The sequence below is a fragment of the Streptomyces sp. NPDC001732 genome (genome assembly GCF_053596315.1).
In genome coordinates, this window is the sequence record NZ_JBSFFY010000024.1 from 1 (window position 1) to 15,900 (window position 15,900).

Annotated in this window: 9 protein-coding genes; all 9 read right to left on the minus strand. The window is 73.5% G+C overall.

Annotated features, from left to right (window positions below):
* Positions 1–277: 277 nt before the first annotated feature.
* Positions 278–1,513 carry a carbohydrate ABC transporter substrate-binding protein gene (locus ACWCXX_RS22590; RefSeq protein WP_451129900.1) on the minus strand — a complete coding sequence of 412 codons (1,236 nt, stop codon included), beginning with the start codon at positions 1,511–1,513 and terminating at the stop codon, positions 278–280.
* Positions 1,514–1,544: 31 nt separating this feature from the next.
* Entirely contained in the window at positions 1,545–2,552 is a 1,008-nt protein-coding gene (locus ACWCXX_RS22595; protein ID WP_451129902.1) for a hypothetical protein, read from the minus strand.
* Between the two features lie 50 nt (positions 2,553–2,602).
* Positions 2,603–4,006 carry a hypothetical protein gene (locus ACWCXX_RS22600; RefSeq protein ID WP_451129904.1) on the minus strand — a complete coding sequence of 468 codons (1,404 nt, stop codon included), beginning with the start codon at positions 4,004–4,006 and terminating at the stop codon, positions 2,603–2,605.
* Position 4,007: 1 nt separating this feature from the next.
* Positions 4,008–6,350: a tetratricopeptide repeat protein gene (locus ACWCXX_RS22605; RefSeq protein WP_451129906.1), complete on the minus strand. Its 2,343-nt coding sequence runs from the start codon at positions 6,348–6,350 to the stop codon at positions 4,008–4,010.
* Complete coding sequence (locus ACWCXX_RS22610) at positions 6,347–7,738, minus strand: S1 family peptidase (protein WP_451129908.1); 1,392 nt, start codon at positions 7,736–7,738, stop codon at positions 6,347–6,349. Before ACWCXX_RS22610 ends, ACWCXX_RS22605 begins: the two co-directional genes overlap by 4 nt.
* A 68-nt stretch (positions 7,739–7,806) precedes the next feature.
* Entirely contained in the window at positions 7,807–10,149 is a 2,343-nt protein-coding gene (locus tag ACWCXX_RS22615) for a polysaccharide lyase 8 family protein (protein ID WP_451129910.1), read from the minus strand.
* Positions 10,150–10,297: 148 nt separating this feature from the next.
* Positions 10,298–14,170, minus strand: coding sequence for an endo-alpha-N-acetylgalactosaminidase family protein (locus ACWCXX_RS22620; protein WP_451129912.1), 3,873 nt, complete (start codon positions 14,168–14,170; stop codon positions 10,298–10,300).
* Between the two features lie 190 nt (positions 14,171–14,360).
* Positions 14,361–15,233 carry an MBL fold metallo-hydrolase gene (locus ACWCXX_RS22625; RefSeq protein ID WP_451129914.1) on the minus strand — a complete coding sequence of 291 codons (873 nt, stop codon included), beginning with the start codon at positions 15,231–15,233 and terminating at the stop codon, positions 14,361–14,363.
* Between the two features lie 195 nt (positions 15,234–15,428).
* On the minus strand, positions 15,429–15,860 hold the full coding sequence (locus ACWCXX_RS22630) for an ATP-binding protein (protein ID WP_451129916.1): 432 nt from the start codon (positions 15,858–15,860) through the stop codon (positions 15,429–15,431).
* Positions 15,861–15,900: the final 40 nt, after the last annotated feature.

A 15,900-nucleotide genomic window follows, 5' to 3' on the forward strand; every position in this document is an offset into this window, starting at 1 on the left:
CATGCTGCGCCCCGGTCGCCCGGTCACTCGGTCCACGACGGGCCTGCTCACGCAGCGCCAGCAGCTCGGCCACCCGGCCACGGGTGTCGGTCGGCTCGCCCGGGATTTCGTCCACAACGGTCATGTACCGACCCTACGAAGCGGGACAAGTAAACCCTGCCGTTGACTCCGTACAGTCTCCTGACCCGTTTCCTGGTGGAGCCTGACATAAGCAGAGCGACGTGCAGGCGAAGTACCAGCGAGTACGGGTAAGTCTTTGTGCGGGTCCGACAAAGTCTCACCGTGGTCTGCTGCACACCCCCGTCAGTCTCGGGACACGGCGCGGCTGGGCGTCCTGGACCCGTTGGACGTCGTCCAGCCGGTCCCGCACCGGCTCGTCGGGGTGGGCCATGGTGAGCAGCACCGCCTCGTAGAACGCGTCCCGGACCGCGGCGGGCATCACGTCGGAGGCGTCCAGGCAGAGCGGCACCCGGTGGTCGGCGAGGCGGCTGCTGATCCGCTTCTCGACCGTACCGCTCCGGGCGGGCACGTCGGGGTCGGGCGAGAACGTCCCGGCCCTGCGGCCCCATTCCTCCTGTGCCTCGCGGGAGGTGAGCCGGGCGAGCAGTTCACGGGCCCGTGCGGAGTCGCCGAAGAGCGCGGCGAAGTCGGCGGACACCTCGCGGCCCTTCGCCCGCGGTCCGCCGGGCAGCAGCGGCGCGGAGTCCGTGAAGGAGGCCCGTTCCCGGTGGTCCCCGTAGAAGGACCGGGCGAAGGAGCCCTGGTGTTCCAGGTCGCAGCCGCCGTCGAAGAGCAGGCCGTTCCCGCCCACCGGGCCCCGGTGGTCCCGGAGCAGGGCCCGGCGGGCGGCGGCCGGGTCCTGGGCCAGCAGCCCGGCCCACAGGCTCCAGGCGTTGACCACCGGGGCGTCCGTCCACTTCAGGTCGCCGGTCGCCCACCGCTCGTACAGCACCGGGCCCGCCGTCTGCAGGATCAGGTCCTCTATCCAGTCACTGCCGGGCCAGCCGGACGCCCCGTCGTCGATCATGCCGATGCACCAGGAGCCCGGCGGCGCCGGGCGGGAGGGCGGCGGCCGGTCCGTGCGGTACCAGACGATGCTCTTGAGGTCGGCCTTGAGCGGCACCCAGAGGTCCTCGTCCATCCCCTCGGCCTCGGGCTGCCAGGGCCTGCCGTACGCCGCGGCGCCGTCCGGTCGGCTCAGCGGCCGCAGCCGGTGCTCCGCCGCGTACTCGACGAGGTCCCCGATGCCCGGCAGGATCGCGATGTCGGGCGGGTCCCCCGCCTGCACCGCGGCGAGCAGGACTTCCCGGGTGGCGGCGGTGCCCTGGTAGGTGTACGGGGTGCCGAGGGTGTCCAGGACGCCCTTGAACTGCCGCTCCTGGTCGCCGGTCCACGGGCCGAGGATCGCCACCCTCGGCCGGCCGTCGTCGCCGCCGGGCACGGCGAGCCCGCAGCCCGCCGCGGTCAGCGCCAGGCACAGGACGAACAGGACAACTCGGAGGCGCGTGGTCATCGCGACCTCCGGCGGTCGGTGTCACGGATGGTCATCCCGGCCTCCGGTAGTCGGCGCCGAGGTGCCGGCCGAGGCCGACGGCGGGCAGCAGCAGGATCACCACGCCGCCGGCGAGCGCCCCGTAGTAGATCCCGCTCTGCCAGTCCCGGGCGGCCAGTCCGGCGCGCACCCGGGTCGACTCGTCGGTGACGGCCTGCTGGGACCGGGCCAGGTCGGCGTGGTCGTGGGCCTGCCGTTCGATCCGGGCCAGTCCGTCGCGGGCCGCGTCCAGCCGGTCCAGGGTGACGGCGGTCGCGGTCAGCGGGGCCACGGCCAGGAAGAGGGTGGCCGCCAGCGAGACCAGCAGGCAGAGGTCGAGGCTGTGTCCGCAGCGGGTGCGCAGCACCCACAGCGCGGAGAGGGTGATCAGGGCCATGGCCAGCAGGCCGAGTTCGGCCACCGCCCAGCCGGCCCGCTGGAGGGGGCCGGCCGAGCTGAGCCCGTCGATCCGTTCCATCTGGTGCCCCTGGAGGACGTCCAGACGCGGCACCACTCCGGTGCCCTCGCGGGTGAGGAGGGTGGTGGCCTCGGCGAACTTCTCCTTCTGCATCGGCTCGTCCGACACGTACTTCACGGCGCCGGGGGTGATGGAGGCGCTGTAGGAGGTGAGCACGCCGTTCACGGTCTCCAGCGCCACGCGGCCCCGGTCCCCGTCGATCTGTACGTCGGCGAGCCGGGTCAGCCCCTGGTCGGCGGCGGACAGTTGGGTCTCGTACCGGGCTCCGGCGCCGACCACGTCGGCGATGCCGCCCGCCACGGAGTCCTCCGCCTCCTTGTGGGCGCGCAGCAGGGCGAGTTGGGTGGCGGCCACGCCCTGTACGGCGGGGGCGCCGCGGGTGCGCATCTCGCCCGTCGCGGACTGCACCTCGCGGTACGGGAGGAGCAGGGCGCCCATCGAGACCAGGGCGACCAGCAGCAGCGCGGCGCGGTGCCGCTCCAGCAGACGGCGGGTCCGGGAGCGGTAGGGGGCGCCGCCCGAGGGGACGGTCCGGGGGTTCACGACGGTCCGGTTCCTCCCGGGGGTCGAAGTGCCCACGACGGTCCGGGGGTTCACAGCCGCCTCCCGCAGGCGATGCAGAACAGGGCCGACGCTCCGGCCGGGTGGTCGCAGTGCGGGCAGCGGCCCGCCGGTGCGTCCGGGGCGCCGGGCAGTCGCACGGGGTGCCCGGAGGCGATGCTGAGCAGTCCCTGGCGGACGGTGCCGGGGTCGACGGTCGGCCCGATCCGTACGTGCCCCTGCGGGCCGTCCACGATGCGGGCGACCCGGCGGACCTCGTCCAGGACCCAGTCGGCGGCGATCTCGGTGGCGAGCCGGACCGCGAGCCCGAGCTGTGCCTCGGCCCGTTCGCGGCGTTCCAGGTCGAGGGCGGCGTAGCCGTGGTGGAGGGCGGTGCGCATCTGGGTGGAGACGTTCATGGTGTGGACGGTCCGGTCCGCGACGTCGGGGAGACCCGCGGTGGCGGCGGTGCCGGACGGCAGCCAGCGGACCACGACCGGTTCGATGACGCCGCCGACGGAGACGGTGGCGAGCTGGAGGGGGACGTCCAGCGGGTCGTTGCTCGCGTCGGCCCGCAGGCCCAGGAGGTAGTCGCGGGACTCCGGTTCCCAGCGGTGGGTGCGGAACTCCAGCCGGCGCGGCCCGTCCCCGGCCGGGACCGGTTCCAGCCGTTGCTGGTGGGGGGCGGTCTCGGTCAGGGTCACCTCCCGGACCACCGGGCGCACGGTCACCTCGATGGGCAGTTCGGGGCTGCGGACCCGGCGCAGCCGGTCGAGGGCCGCGGTGACGGCGGGGGCGAAGGCGTCGGGCGAGCCGGTGGCGGTGCCGTGCAGCCCTTCCGCGACGGCGAGCAGCGGGGCGGGGTCCCAGTCGGTGCCGGGGGCGACGACATCGGCGGTGAACGTGTCCTCGCAGCGGGCGAGTTCGAGGTTCAGCGCGCTGTCCGGGCGGGCGGCGTCGTCCCCGTCGCCGCGGCTGCTGCCGTCGGTGACGAGGATCAGATGGCGTACGGGCAGGGCGCGTTCGGCGAACAGTTCGCGTGCGGCGGCAAGCCAGGTGGCGTATCCGGTGGGCCGTCCGCTCCCGTCCGCGGCGGCGATCCGGGCGACGCTGAAGGCGGCGCGGCGGCGGTCGGCGGGGCCGGCCAGCGCCCACCGGCCGCTCAGCGGGTAGCACCGGGAGGCGCCGCCGCCCAGCACGGTGTACGAGATCCCGTCGGGCAGGGCGCCCATGGCGGCGGCCAGTGCGGCGGCGGCCGCGTCACGGCGCGGGGCCGCGACGTCCACCGCGAGGACCAGGGCGATGTCGACGGCGGGGACGCGGTCGCGGGGGCCGGTGGCGACGGCCGTGACCCGCACGTGGGCGTCGATCCGGGCGTCCCGGTCCGGCCGGTGCTTCTCCGCGCCCCGGACGGCCAGCTCGATCCCGAGCCCGGTCGGCGCCGCACTGCGACCCATGTCAACTACCCCCATTCATACGGCTTTTGAGCGAGAGCCAGAAGCGTCCCTGCGGGCGGACGGCGTGCGAGAGGTCGATGAGCTTCTCGTGGTCGGCGCTCTCCCTGCACTGCCGGGCCATCCAGCGGTAGCAGCGGGCCAGGTCCTCCCGCACGGCCGTCTCGCCGGGCACCGGCACCGGGGGCAGCCCACGGCGCCACCAACGCCCCTCGGACCGGCCGTTGCCGGCGGCCCGGACCGCGTCGAGCTTCCACTCGTACAGTTCGGTGCGCAGCAGCCGGGCCGGTTCGTCGCCCGTCACGACGGACGGCGGGTGCGGGCCGGTGCGGTCCTCGCGGAGGGGGACGGCGGCGAGCGCGGCGTCGATCCGCCGCACCCCGGGCAGGGGGTGTTCCCCGGCGGCGAGCCGGGCCGCCCGGATGCGCAGGGCGGCGATCCGAGCCACGGTGTGGTCCCGCGACTCGTCGGGCACCAGGTCCAGGACGGCCGTCGCCGCGTCCCGGTCGCCGCGTGCCAGGGCCAGCCGGGCCAGCCCCAGCGCCGCCCCGACGTGGGAGGGGTTGCGGGCGTGCACGGCCCGGAAGAGTTCGTACGCCGAGGGGGCCGGGCCGGGCGGGCGGTCCGGGCCGAGCTGTTCCGCGACGTAGGCGAGGGCCAGTTTCGCGGCGTACTCGCCGGGCAGGGCGCGGTGGACGGCGGTGAAGTGGTCCAGGGCCTGTGCCAGCAGCCGCCGCCGGTCGTCCGGGTCCTGTGCGCCGCGCAGGGCGACGAGTCCCCGGTGCCAGCTGAGCCGCCACTGCCGCACCGGGCCGGGGCCCGGGATGGCGTCCGCCGCCGCCACCTGTTCGCGGGCGGCGGCCAGGGCTTCACCGCCCTCCCTGCCGAGGAGCAGGCGGACGTTGTGCAGACAGATCTCCACCGACCGCTCCCCCGTGGCGGGCTGGGCCAGTAATCGTCCGGGGTCGTAGCTGCTCACCAGGAACCGGGCGGCCTCCGGGTCGCCGGGGTAGGGCCGGGGCACCGGCAGCCGCCGGGCGATCTCGGCGGGGGTGGGAAGTCCGGAGTCCAGGGCGGGCGCCTCACGGATCTCGTCGCGGCGGTGCGGGGTGCGGGCCAGCCAGTGCGCGTAGTCGGGCACGGTGCCCAGCCGTGCGCCGAGCAGCCCGGTGGACGGGGTGAAGTGGGCGGACGGTTCGGTCCGGTCGCGTTTTCCGCGCAGCGCCCTGATCTCGCGCAGCACTCCGCGCAGTTGGCCCGCCATCTCGTCGGCGTCGGCGAACCGGCGTTCCGGGTCCGGGTCGGTGGCCCGCTCCACCACCAGCCGGAAGGAGCTGGTGCCGAGGCCGGGCACGTCGTCGCCGACGGCCCAGCCGGCCAGTTCGGCCAGGGTCGCGCCGACGGTGTGGATGTCGTGGGCGACGGTCAGCGGGCTGCCGCTGACCATCTCGGGCGCGGCGTAGCGGGGGGTGATGACGGGCGGCGGTTCGGTGGAGCCGCTCGCCCGGACCCCGCCGAGGTCGATGACCTTGATGCCGTCGTGCTGGTGGACGACGTTGGACGGCTTCATGTCCCCGTACAGGAATCCCATGCCGTGCAGGTGGGCGAGGGCTTCGAGGATCTGGCAGCCGTAGGTGACGACGTGTTCGATGTCGAGGACGAAGGTGCCCTGCCGGGTCGCCTCGACGACCGCGGAGAGGGTGCGGTCGCCGACGTCCTGCATCACGATGTAGCCGCCGGACACCGTGCCGTCCTCGCTGCTGGTGCTGACGAAGTCCCGGATCTGGACGATGCGTTCGTGCCGGATGGCGACCAGGCTGCGGCGTTCCTCGCCGGCCTGTGCGGCGCCCCGTTCCGCGTACCTGTTGAGCAGGCCCTTCACCGCGACGAGGTCTTCGAGGTGGGTGTCGCGGGCCAGGTAGACCCAGCCCTGGCCGCCGTGGGCGATGGGGCCGAGGATGCGGTACTGGTCCTGGAGCAGCGGTCCGTCGCCGGTGAGTTCGGGGCGGTAGGAGTAGGGGGCGCCGCACCGGGGGCAGTGGCCCTCGTCGGGAGGCGGGGCGGCGGTGTACGGGGGGATGAAATAGGTGGCGCAGGACTTGGCCGAGCAGCTCATCCGGATGCGGGCCCGGGTGACGGCGGCGCCCAGGCGCCGCTCGGGGGTGTTCGGGCGGAGCCGGGGCAGTTCCAGCAGGCCCCTGGGGCCGCACGCGGCGGGGTCGGCGGGCAGGGGCGGGAGTCCCGGGCCGTCCTCGGCGCGTCCGCAGGTGTCGCAGTGGCCGGTGGTCTGTACGGCGCCGTCGCACGGGCCTCCGGTGAAGCGGCGGTGCGGGCAGGGGATTCTCATCGGCGCTCCGCCCGGCCCTGCTCGTCGCGCGGTGCCGGCAGGTCCGTCCCGCCGTGCCGCCCGTGCCGTTCCGGGTCCGCCCGGAGTTCGCGCAGCAGGGCGCGCAGGGCGGCGAGCCGCTGGTGCGGGTCCTCGACGGTGCGCAGGGCGGCCAGTCGGCGGCGGTGGCGGGCCGCGTCCGTCCGCGGCAGGGGGGCCATGGAGGCCGATTCCACCAGGCCGTTCAGCGCGGCCCATTCCCTCTCGATGTCCTCGGCGCGGCGGATCAGCAGATCGGCCCGTTCCTCCAGGGCGGGCAGCAGCAGGTGCCGCGCGACCTCGGTCACCCCGGCGCCCCCGCTCTCCCGGACGACGACGAGGACCCGGAAGCCGAGCGCCCGTACCCGTACGAGCAGCGGGACCAGCCGGTGCGGCTGCCGGTCCTCGTCGAGTCCGATCACGGCGAGGGTGGGGCTCGCTCCCCCGGCTCCCGCTCCGGGCGGCCGTTCCGGCGGGGTGCCGCCCGTGAGGAGCCAGTCGCGGTACGCGGCGGCCCGGTGGCGGGGCGGGCGGAGCCGGGTCACCAGTTCGTCGACGAAGTCCTCGGGGGTGGTGCGCCCGCCCCGGTAGACGAGGTGGGCGCGGTGCAGCTGGTGGCGCAGGGTGCGGTCGCGTCCGCCGCCGTGCGGGACGACGCTGAGCCGTACCTCGGGCTCGTCACCTCCGGCGAACCATCTCCGCAGCCGCCGCGCCAGCCCGTGGTCCCAGCCGTCCGGTCCGCTCAACTCGGCTACCAGGGGCACGAGTTCGGCGATCTTGTCGATCGGGACCATGTACGAGAACGCCAGGTCGTTGTCGACGGGCAGCGCCAGGTCGCGGTCGCCGCGCCAGCTGACGACCATGCCGACCACCCGTTCGGGCGGCCCGCCGGGGCCGCCGCGCACCTGCACGGCGGCCCCGCTGAACCCCGGGCGCACCACCTGTTCGTTGCGCCCGGCGTCGAGCTGGACCCACGCCCCGTGGACCCCGCCGATCCGCCCGGTCAGCCACATGCCGTCGGCGAAGGCCCGCGCGTATCCGCCGATCCACACCTCACGGCCGCGTTCCAGGCTCCGGTCGAGGGAGGCGGGGGTGGCGTGCGGGCGCGGGCTGTCCAGGGCGAGCACGGCGATGTCCTCGCGGGTCGCGCCGAGGCCGGGCAGCCAGCCGCCCTCGGCGACGCGCGCCCCGACCGGGGCGATGCCGGGGTTCTCCGCGAACTCCACCCACATCCGGGCGTCCGGATCCTTCACGACGTGCGCGCAGGTGAGGGCCCGGTCCTGGGTGAGCAGCACACCGGCACCGCAGACGGGCCCGTCCGGGGCGCCGCGCCGCAGCCGCAGCCGCCAGTCCGCTCTCAACTCCCCCATACCGCACGAGAATACGCGTGCGACAGGCACCGTTCCCAGTACTCGGACCCACTCCGGTCACCCGGTGTCTACCGGACGTCACACCGAAGGGTGACGCCCGCGGTGCCCGGGTCGACCCGGAGCACCAGGCGCCGGCCGGTGGCGCGCACCTCGATCCCCGGGTCCGCGGAGACGACCTGCCGCACCGGCCGGTCCCACACCACCTCCACCGGGGTGCCGCTGCGGTCCGGTCCGCTCACGCACAGCGTCGTCGTGCCCTGCCGCTGCCGGACGAGCACGCTCGCCGGGGCCGTGGCGGAGAGCGGTCCGGCCGTGCCCGCCCGCCAGAAGTTGGCGGCGGTCAGCCCCAGCGCGCGCACCTCGACCGCCTGGGCGGTGGCGGTGTTGGCGAGCACGGTCAGCCATCCCTCGTCGGCGGCGCGGTCGGCGACGGCGCGGCGGGAGGCGCCGGGCATCAGCAGGTAGACGTGGTCGGCGGCGGCCGGGTCGGTGCCGTGGTCGAGCCAGAGGGTCTGGTAGCGGCGGGTGCGGCGCTCGGTGGAGCTGGTGGTGTTGATGTCGGACCAGGCGCCGGTGCGGTCCTCGCGCAGGGTCCGCAGGTCCGCCCCGCCGGGCAGGACCCAGCCGCCGTGGCCCTCCAGGTGGGCCCAGCGGGGTCGGGTGCGGCTGTCGACGGTGAGCGGTTCGGTGCCGTGCTCGCCGAGCATGCGGTTGTCGACGATCGTCTCGACGGGCACCCCGTCGGTGGCGGTGATGCCCGCGCCGAGGCAGATGACGGTGTCGGCGGCGCAGAACCACGACTTGCGGGCCTCCAGGGTGGAGCCGAGGCCCTTGAGGTGCTGGCCGACCGCGCCGTACTCGCCGTCGGTGGCGCCGCCGACCCAGTTCGCCGCGGGCTTGGCCGCGCCCCATTCGCCGCCCGCCCGGTCGGCGAGCCGCTTGGTCGAGACGGTCGTGCCGGGCAGCCGGTAGGGGTCGACGGTGGGCCAGAACCAGTCGGTGTACTGGTCGTTGTGGTCGGCGCCCGGCCACCAGTAGAGCATTCCGGCGCCGGTGTGCCAGCCGCGCGGGTTCTCGCCGTTGCCGCATTCGTAGTACGAGATCCGGGCCGAGGCCATGGAGATGCCGGCGGCCCAGTCCGGGCGCCGGTGGACGGCGCGGGCCATCTGGGCGAAGAGGTGGTGGCCCACCCGCTCCGGGGCGGCCGGGACGGCGGTGGCCTGCACGGCGTGCAGCCGGGCCAGGTCCGCGACGGGGAACTGGCGGGCGGTGAGGACGGGGCTGGTCCGGTCCCGGGCGATCCAGCCCTTGATCATGCCGTGCCACCGGTCGCGTTCGGCCGGTGAGGCGCCCGCGGCGATGAGGGCGATCCCGGCGATGATGCCCTGGCCGTGGAAGTGGTCGCCGCGCATCACCTGGAGGTCGTCGTTCTTCAGCAGGCCGCGGCTGATGGCCCGGCCGTTGACGCTGTCCATGACCAGGCCGTTGTAGACCAGCGGGGCGTAGGCGCGCTCGACGCTGTCCAGGACGATCTGCCGGTTCGGGTCGGTGACGGCCCAGGTCGATCCGGCGAGCAGGGCGAAGAGCCGGCCGAGTCCGTCGAGCATGACCTGCCCGTAGGTGCCGGAGTAGGCGACGGTGGTGTGCTGGACGAACGACCCGTCCGCGTACAGGCCGTCCCCCTTGGTGACGTAGGGGAAGACGGGCGACAGGGCGTCCCTGGCCAGGGCGACCTTGGCGGGTGCCCGGCCGAGGACGCCGCGCAGGGCGACGGAGCGGCACAGGTCCACCCGGTTGGCGCCGGTGGAGGTGCCGCTGTAGTCGCGCAGGACCGCGTCGGGGATGAAGTGGTCGACGGCGGCGCAGGCGGCCTCGACGCGGGCCGTGCCCAGCTGTTCGTACAGCACGGCCGCGATGTCCATGAGGATGCGCGGGCTGCCGATCTGCCACTCCCACCAGTTGCCGTAGGGCGTGACGGAGGCGTGGTAGGCGGTGGCGGCCAGGTGGTCCCAGCCGCGCAGGATGTCGGCGAGGAGGGCGGCGTCGCCGGTCGAGCCGGTGCCGGGCTGCGCGTACGCCTGGGTCATCGTCCACAGCCGGCTGTAGCTCTGGGTGATGCCGGACGGCGGGTCGAAGGTGAAGCCGGGCCACAGCGAGTTCGCGGCCGGGCTCATCGTCGACCGGAACCCTCGGGCGAGCGTGCCCGTCCCGGCGAGGCGGGAGGCGAAGGGTTCGGCGTTCGCGTCGTAGCCGGTGCCGAGCGCGATGCCGGTCCAGCGGTGGCGGAGGGTGTCGAACTCGTCGGCGCCCGTGGTGGCGGCCGTGGCGGAGCCGGGGAGGGTGACCGCCAGGGCGGTGGCGGCGGAGAGGGTCAGCAGGGTGCGGCGGGACCAGACGGGCTGGTTCGGCATGTGCGGGCTCCATGTCGTCGGAGACGGCCGCCGGGGAACGACCACCGAGGGATGGCCGTCGGGAAGTGGCCGTCGGGGGGAATGGCCTTGCATGCACGACGCGGGACGGGCGCGCAGCCGGTGGGCGCCCGTCCCGCATCATGGTGGATCAGTTACCGCACCGGAAGCGGGCGTCGCCCCAGTCCGCGTGGTCGTTGCCGTTGCCGTCGCCGCCGTCGCCGACGACCAGGTCGACGTACTTGGCGCCGGTGACGTCGGCTGTGAGCGACCAGGCGCTGTCGGCCGCCTTCAGCACCGGGGACTTCACCTTCTCGGTGCCGTCGGCCAGGACGGAGAACTGCACGCTGCCGGCGCTCTTCTGCACGTCGTCCACGCCCACCTGGGCGGTGAACGAGGTGCACTTGCCGCCCAGGTAGTAGCGGACCTTCGCCGGGGCGTGGGTGCCCAGGCCCTTGGTGTAGACGGTGCCGCCGATGGTCAGCGGGGTGCCGTCACCGGCGCCGGTCTCGCCGTTGGAGAGGTTCCGTTCGACGGGGCCCCAGCCGTTCTCGGCGGCCGTCCAGTCCAGGTCGCCGGCCCAGCTGTCGGTGGTGGGCGGCGGGGGCAGGGTCCGTACGGAGGTCTGCGCGCCGAGCGTGCGGTGCGCGGCGCCGACGGTGTACTTCGCCTCGGAACTCAGGCTGTACGTCCGGTACTCGGCGTCCACCGGCGGGGTGACCCGCCAGGTGGCGGTGGCCCTGGCGCCCGGTGCGACGGAGTCGAAGGCGACGGCGCCCGACGGCTCGGCCGTCCAGCCCTCGGGGACGGTCAGGCTCAGGGCGACGCCGGTGGCCGCGGTCGCCTCGTAGTTGGTGAACGACGCCTCGACGGTGTTGGCCGTGCCCGGTTCGAGGGTCTCGGCGCCCGGGTCGATGCCGAGCGTGCCGCAGGCGGCCTGTTCGGAGGCCGGGGCCGGGCCGAGGTCGGTCACGGTGAAGGAGTCGAGGACGAAGTCGGCGCCGTCGGGGGCGTCGCCGCGCTTGCGCAGCCCGGTCCAGGTGTCGCCGCAGCCCGCGGTGACGGTCTCGGTGAAGTGGCCGGTGGTGCGCTGCTGCCCGACGGCGGTGGTCCGGGTCTCGACGGATTCGGGCTTGCCGTCCGCGGTGATCCGGTCGTAGCCGTCGACCCATTCGTAGGCGCCGGCGTGGCTGGACTGGTAGTCGTACTCGACCCTGTAGCGGTGGCCGTCGGTCATCGGCACGGTCCACGGGGCGGTGCGGTAGACGAGTCCGGTGTTCTCCTCGTGGGCCTTGAGGGACTCCTCGCCGCCGATGACGTCGTCGACGAGCTTTCCGTTCCAGCCCGCCTGGGTGTACGGGGCGTGCCGCCGGGTGATGACGGTGCGGGGGTCGGTGGAGCCGCCCGCGTTCCCCTTGAGGAAGGGGCCCCAGCCCTGGTCGACGTCCTCGAAGTCCTCGTGGACGACGGTGTTCGCCCTGGTCTTCGGGGCGTTGGCGACGATGCGCACGTCGTCGACCCGGACCTTCGCCGTGCCGTTCCCGGCCGCTTCGATGCGCAGGGTGGCGCGGCCGTCCGCGGGGGCGGTGAAGTTGACCTTGGCGCGCTGGAAGTACGTGCCGTGCCAGTCGGACGCGGCGACCTGGTCCTTGACGGTGGAGCGGTCCACGGCGACGGACTTCCCGCCGATCGAGAGGGTCGTGTGCCGGGTCTTCCCGGGCTGGACCTCGATGAGCGCGGACGCGGTGTAGCGCTTGCCGGGGACGAGGCCGTCGATGCGCTGGGCGAGCGCGGCCGTGGCGCCCGCGGGGAGTGCGGCACTGTTGCGACCCCGACCGTCGGTGTCACGGGTGACGGTTCCGGTCTTCGACCAGGACCCGAGCCCCTTGTCGTTGAAGCCGGGGTCGTGGACCGGGGTGCCCTCGCCCCACCGGGGGTCGGCGGCCTTCGGTGCCTGCTGCGGGTAGAGGACGTACGGCTGCCCGGCCTCGGCGGTCAGCGTGATCCTCCCGTCGACGGGCTTGACCGTGCCGGCCTCGACCCGCCCGTTGTCGGTGAGCCGGTAGACCGTGTACGTGCCGTTCGACGGCACCTCCCAGCTGCTCGTGCCGCCGGACTTGCTGTAGTGGTACAGCTTCTTGCCACCGTCCCAGGGCAGCAGGTAATCGGTGCCGTCGAGGACCTTGCGGCCGTGGTCGTAGAAGGTCCGCCTGCCGTCCTCGACGGTGCCCCGGACGCCGCCGGTGAGGGTGACGTCGTTGCCGTCCCAGCGGGTGATCTTCTGCTGCTGGAGGTACTTGGCGGGCAGGTTGCGCTGCCAGATGTTGTCGTGGAAGGCGTTCCAGTCGGTCTCGCCGGTCCAGCCCTCGAACTCCTCGATGGCACTCTGGCCGAGGACCGGGTCGTTGTTCCAGACGTCCTTCTCGCTGTTGCGGATGAACCGGATGATCTTCGAGTTGAGGCCCTTGTTGGTGGCGCCGCCGTAGTCGAGGTCGTTGGCCCAGTGCGACCAGAGCGAGCCGCGCTCGAACTTGTCGGCCCATTCGGTGGCGACGTTCCAGCCCTGGTTCCGCACGGTCTGGAGGGTCTTGTCGGCGATCCAGCCGTGCGTGTAGTAGACGTCGATGTAGAGGAGGCTCAGGTTGCGGTCGGTCTCGTCGCGCAGCTGCTGGAAGCGCTTGGCCAGGTCACCGCTGTTGATGTCGCGGCGCTGGTCGATGTAGTAGCTCTGGCCGAGCCAGTTCCAGCCGGGCTTCGTCTTGTCGACGAGCTTCTCGTCGAAGGCGTCGGCCTCCGGGTACGCCTCGGTGGCGTTGACGTGGACGCCGAAGGTGGCGCCCCACTTCTTGCCGTCCTTCAGGAGCGTGTTGAGGTCCTTCAGCCCGCCGGCGCGCTCGTTGTAGTTGCCGCCGTAGTCGGGGTGGGCGGAGTCGTGGCCCTCGGAGGCGTAGCCCTTGAGGAGCGCGAGCTGCCCGAGGCCGTCGGTGGCGAGCGAGATCCGCTTGACGTCGTCGAGGGTGCGCAGGAAGGGGTGGGTGGCCTGGCTGGCGAAGTTGAACGGGATGTGGGTGACGACCCGGTCCGGGGTGTCCTTGCCGCCGGGCGCCTCGATCCCGATGGTGCGGAACGCGACGGCGCCGTCCTGCCAGTCCACCACCTTGTCGCCGTTGGCGTCGGGGGTGACGACGACCTTCGCCCAGGGCAGGGCGTCGCCGCTCTCCGGCTTCGGCGCGCCGGCACCGCGGTAGGTCCACTGGCCGGACCAGACGCCGACCCGGACGCTGCCGTCGTCCGCGGTGCGGGCCTGGTGCCAGAACCGGGCGTCGTCGCCATTGGTGGCGCCGGACGGCTTGTCGTACGAGGAGTTGGACTCGACGGCCGCGGCGAGCGAACCGGTGTTGAGAAGCGCGTACGAGGCACCGACCGGCGCCTTGTCGGCGGCGGTGTCCGCGGTGACTTTGCCGAAGACGTCGGCGGTCTTCGTCGAGTCGTTGTCCAGCCGGGTGAAGGCGGTGGCGGCGCCGGTGTCCGTGGAGCCGACGGAGACCAGGTCGTGGCCGGGGATGTCGATGGTGCCGACGCGGAACGCCTCGGTGTCGCGCACGGCCGTCACCTTGAACGTGGTGACGCGTCCGGAGACGGAGAGCGAGGCGTCGATCTCGACACCGGGCAGGTCGGTGAAGGTCAGCGTGTAGCGGGCGGCGGAGTCGGTGATCTCGGGGGCGCCCTTGAGCTTCACCGGGTGCGCGGTGCCGTTGAGGGTCACGGCGGTGACCGGCTGCGTACTGCCGAACAGCCGGTTGCCGCTGGCCCTGTCGGTGTACGCCAGGACGCGCGGGAAGTCGTCGGCGACGGCCACCGAGAGCTGTGCGGAGCCGATGACGGTGGCGCCCGCGGGCACGGCCGGCCCGGCTGTTGCGGACGGAGGAGCTGCGGCGGTGGCGGGGAGCGCGGTCCCCACCAGCGCCAGCACGGCGGCTGATGCGGCGGCGACGGCGCCCGCCGAAGTGAATCTTGGCGACATGTGCTCTGCGTAGTGCCCGTGACCGGACACCGTCAACGACCTGCGACGACTCGGGACGCTCCAGTCCAACAACCGCGTTGCGTAAGTCCAAGTGGACGCTGCGCGTTCGTGGGACGACTCGCCATGAACCATCGGCAGAGGCCGTGGATCACCAGCGGAAAGCCGTGAATCACCAGCACAGGGCCGTGAATCACCAGCGCAGGGCCGTGAAGTCGATCGGCCGGGGCTTCAGCAGCCCCGTGCGTTCCGCCAGGGCGTGCAGTCGCCGGGACATCTCGTCGGCGTCCAGGCGCCGCCGGTCGCCGTGGCCGGGCAGCACCCACTCGAACCGCAGTTGCCCCGCCGTCCTCGCCAGGGAGGCGGCCAACTCCTCGATGGAGTACCAGGTCACGCTCTCCGCGACTTCGAGGTCCTCGGTCGTGCGCGACCAGTAGAAGCTGTCGCCGCTGAAGCAGTACCGGTCGTCCGCGAGGTAGAGCACGCTGCCCCGGGTGTGGCCGGGCAGCGGGTGGACGGTGACGCCCTCGCCGACCTCCACGGGGTCGAGGCCCCGGATCACCCGGTCCGCGTCCGGCGCCGCGTCGAGGTCGCCCTCGTGGATCCACAGCCGGGCGCCGAAGTGGTCGGCGTAGCGGCGGCCGTGCGCGGCGTGGTCGCGATGGGTGAGCAGTACGTCGGTGACGGGCCCCGTGGCCGCCACGTACCGCCCGGCGAGTTCGGGGCTCCAGCGCGGGGTGTCGATCATCATGACCGTGCCGGAGGGCCGCCGCAGCAGGTAGGAGTTGGCACCGGCGGTGTGCGTGGAGTTGTGCCCGCAGATCAGCACGCCGTCGTCCAGCGCCATCGGGAACGGGTCGAGCGCCGGGTCGGGCCGCCCGGACGCGGGGCGGATCGAGCGAGTGTGGCAGGCGAAGACGGCGGCGTGTAAGCGCCGGTTCTCCGCATCGTCGTCCGGCTGCCGCAGGATGCGCGACGTCCCGTCCTCCTCGCCGATCAGCTCGGGCGCGAACTGCCGGGCGACGTCGCAGTTGGTGCAGCGGTCGTCCACGTACCAGCTGTCCATGGCAGGGTTCCTTCCACTTCGCGTTCACGGGAACGGCCCGGTGGGGGGCCGCCGCTCCAGGGGTATCCCACCCACCGCCGGAACCGGTAGACCGCACCGACCTTGTGTCTCACCCGCCGAGCGGATCTGACGCCCCGAATGCAGCAGGGGGGATACCTGACACTTCGATCACATATGCACCCCCGCCTGCCTCCCCTACGCGCGGACCCGAACCCGTACCCCGAACTCGCACCACACCACCTTGCCCGGGTTCCGCTCCCCCACTCCCCACTTGTCGGCGAGCGCCGCAACCAGCAACAGCCCGCGCCCCCGCTCCTCCTCGTCGGGCGCCGCTCCGGAATCACGGGGGCGGACCTCCCCGTCACCACTGTCGTGAACCTCGATGCGCAGGACACCGTCGCCCTGCTCCCAGTGGAGGCGCACACGAAACCCACGGCCGGGCGGGACGCCGTGCAGCACGGCGTTGGTGGCGAGTTCGCTCACGCAGAGCAACACGTCGTCGGACCGGACGTCGCACGCCCAGTCGACGAGGGCCGCATGCACGAACTGCCGTACGAGCGGCACGGCACGGCGTTCCCGACGGTGGAACACCTCACGGAAGCAGGAGAGTTGAGTTGTTTCGTTCACGCAGCCAACGTCACACAAAGTCACTAGCGTTGAGCACCGT

Excerpts from the sequence above, each read along its gene's own strand:
- ACWCXX_RS22605 (WP_451129906.1), bottom strand. The coding sequence starts at position 6,350 with ATGAGAATCCCCTGCCCGCACCGCCGCTTCACCGGAGGCCCGTGCGAC.
- ACWCXX_RS22615 (WP_451129910.1), bottom strand. The coding sequence starts at position 10,149 with ATGCCGAACCAGCCCGTCTGGTCCCGCCGCACCCTGCTGACCCTCTCC.
- ACWCXX_RS22625 (WP_451129914.1), bottom strand. The coding sequence starts at position 15,233 with ATGGACAGCTGGTACGTGGACGACCGCTGCACCAACTGCGACGTCGCC.
- ACWCXX_RS22610 (WP_451129908.1), bottom strand. The coding sequence starts at position 7,738 with ATGGGGGAGTTGAGAGCGGACTGGCGGCTGCGGCTGCGGCGCGGCGCC.
- ACWCXX_RS22600 (WP_451129904.1), bottom strand. The coding sequence starts at position 4,006 with ATGGGTCGCAGTGCGGCGCCGACCGGGCTCGGGATCGAGCTGGCCGTC.
- ACWCXX_RS22590 (WP_451129900.1), bottom strand. The coding sequence starts at position 1,513 with ATGACCACGCGCCTCCGAGTTGTCCTGTTCGTCCTGTGCCTGGCGCTG.
- ACWCXX_RS22620 (WP_451129912.1), bottom strand. The coding sequence starts at position 14,170 with ATGTCGCCAAGATTCACTTCGGCGGGCGCCGTCGCCGCCGCATCAGCC.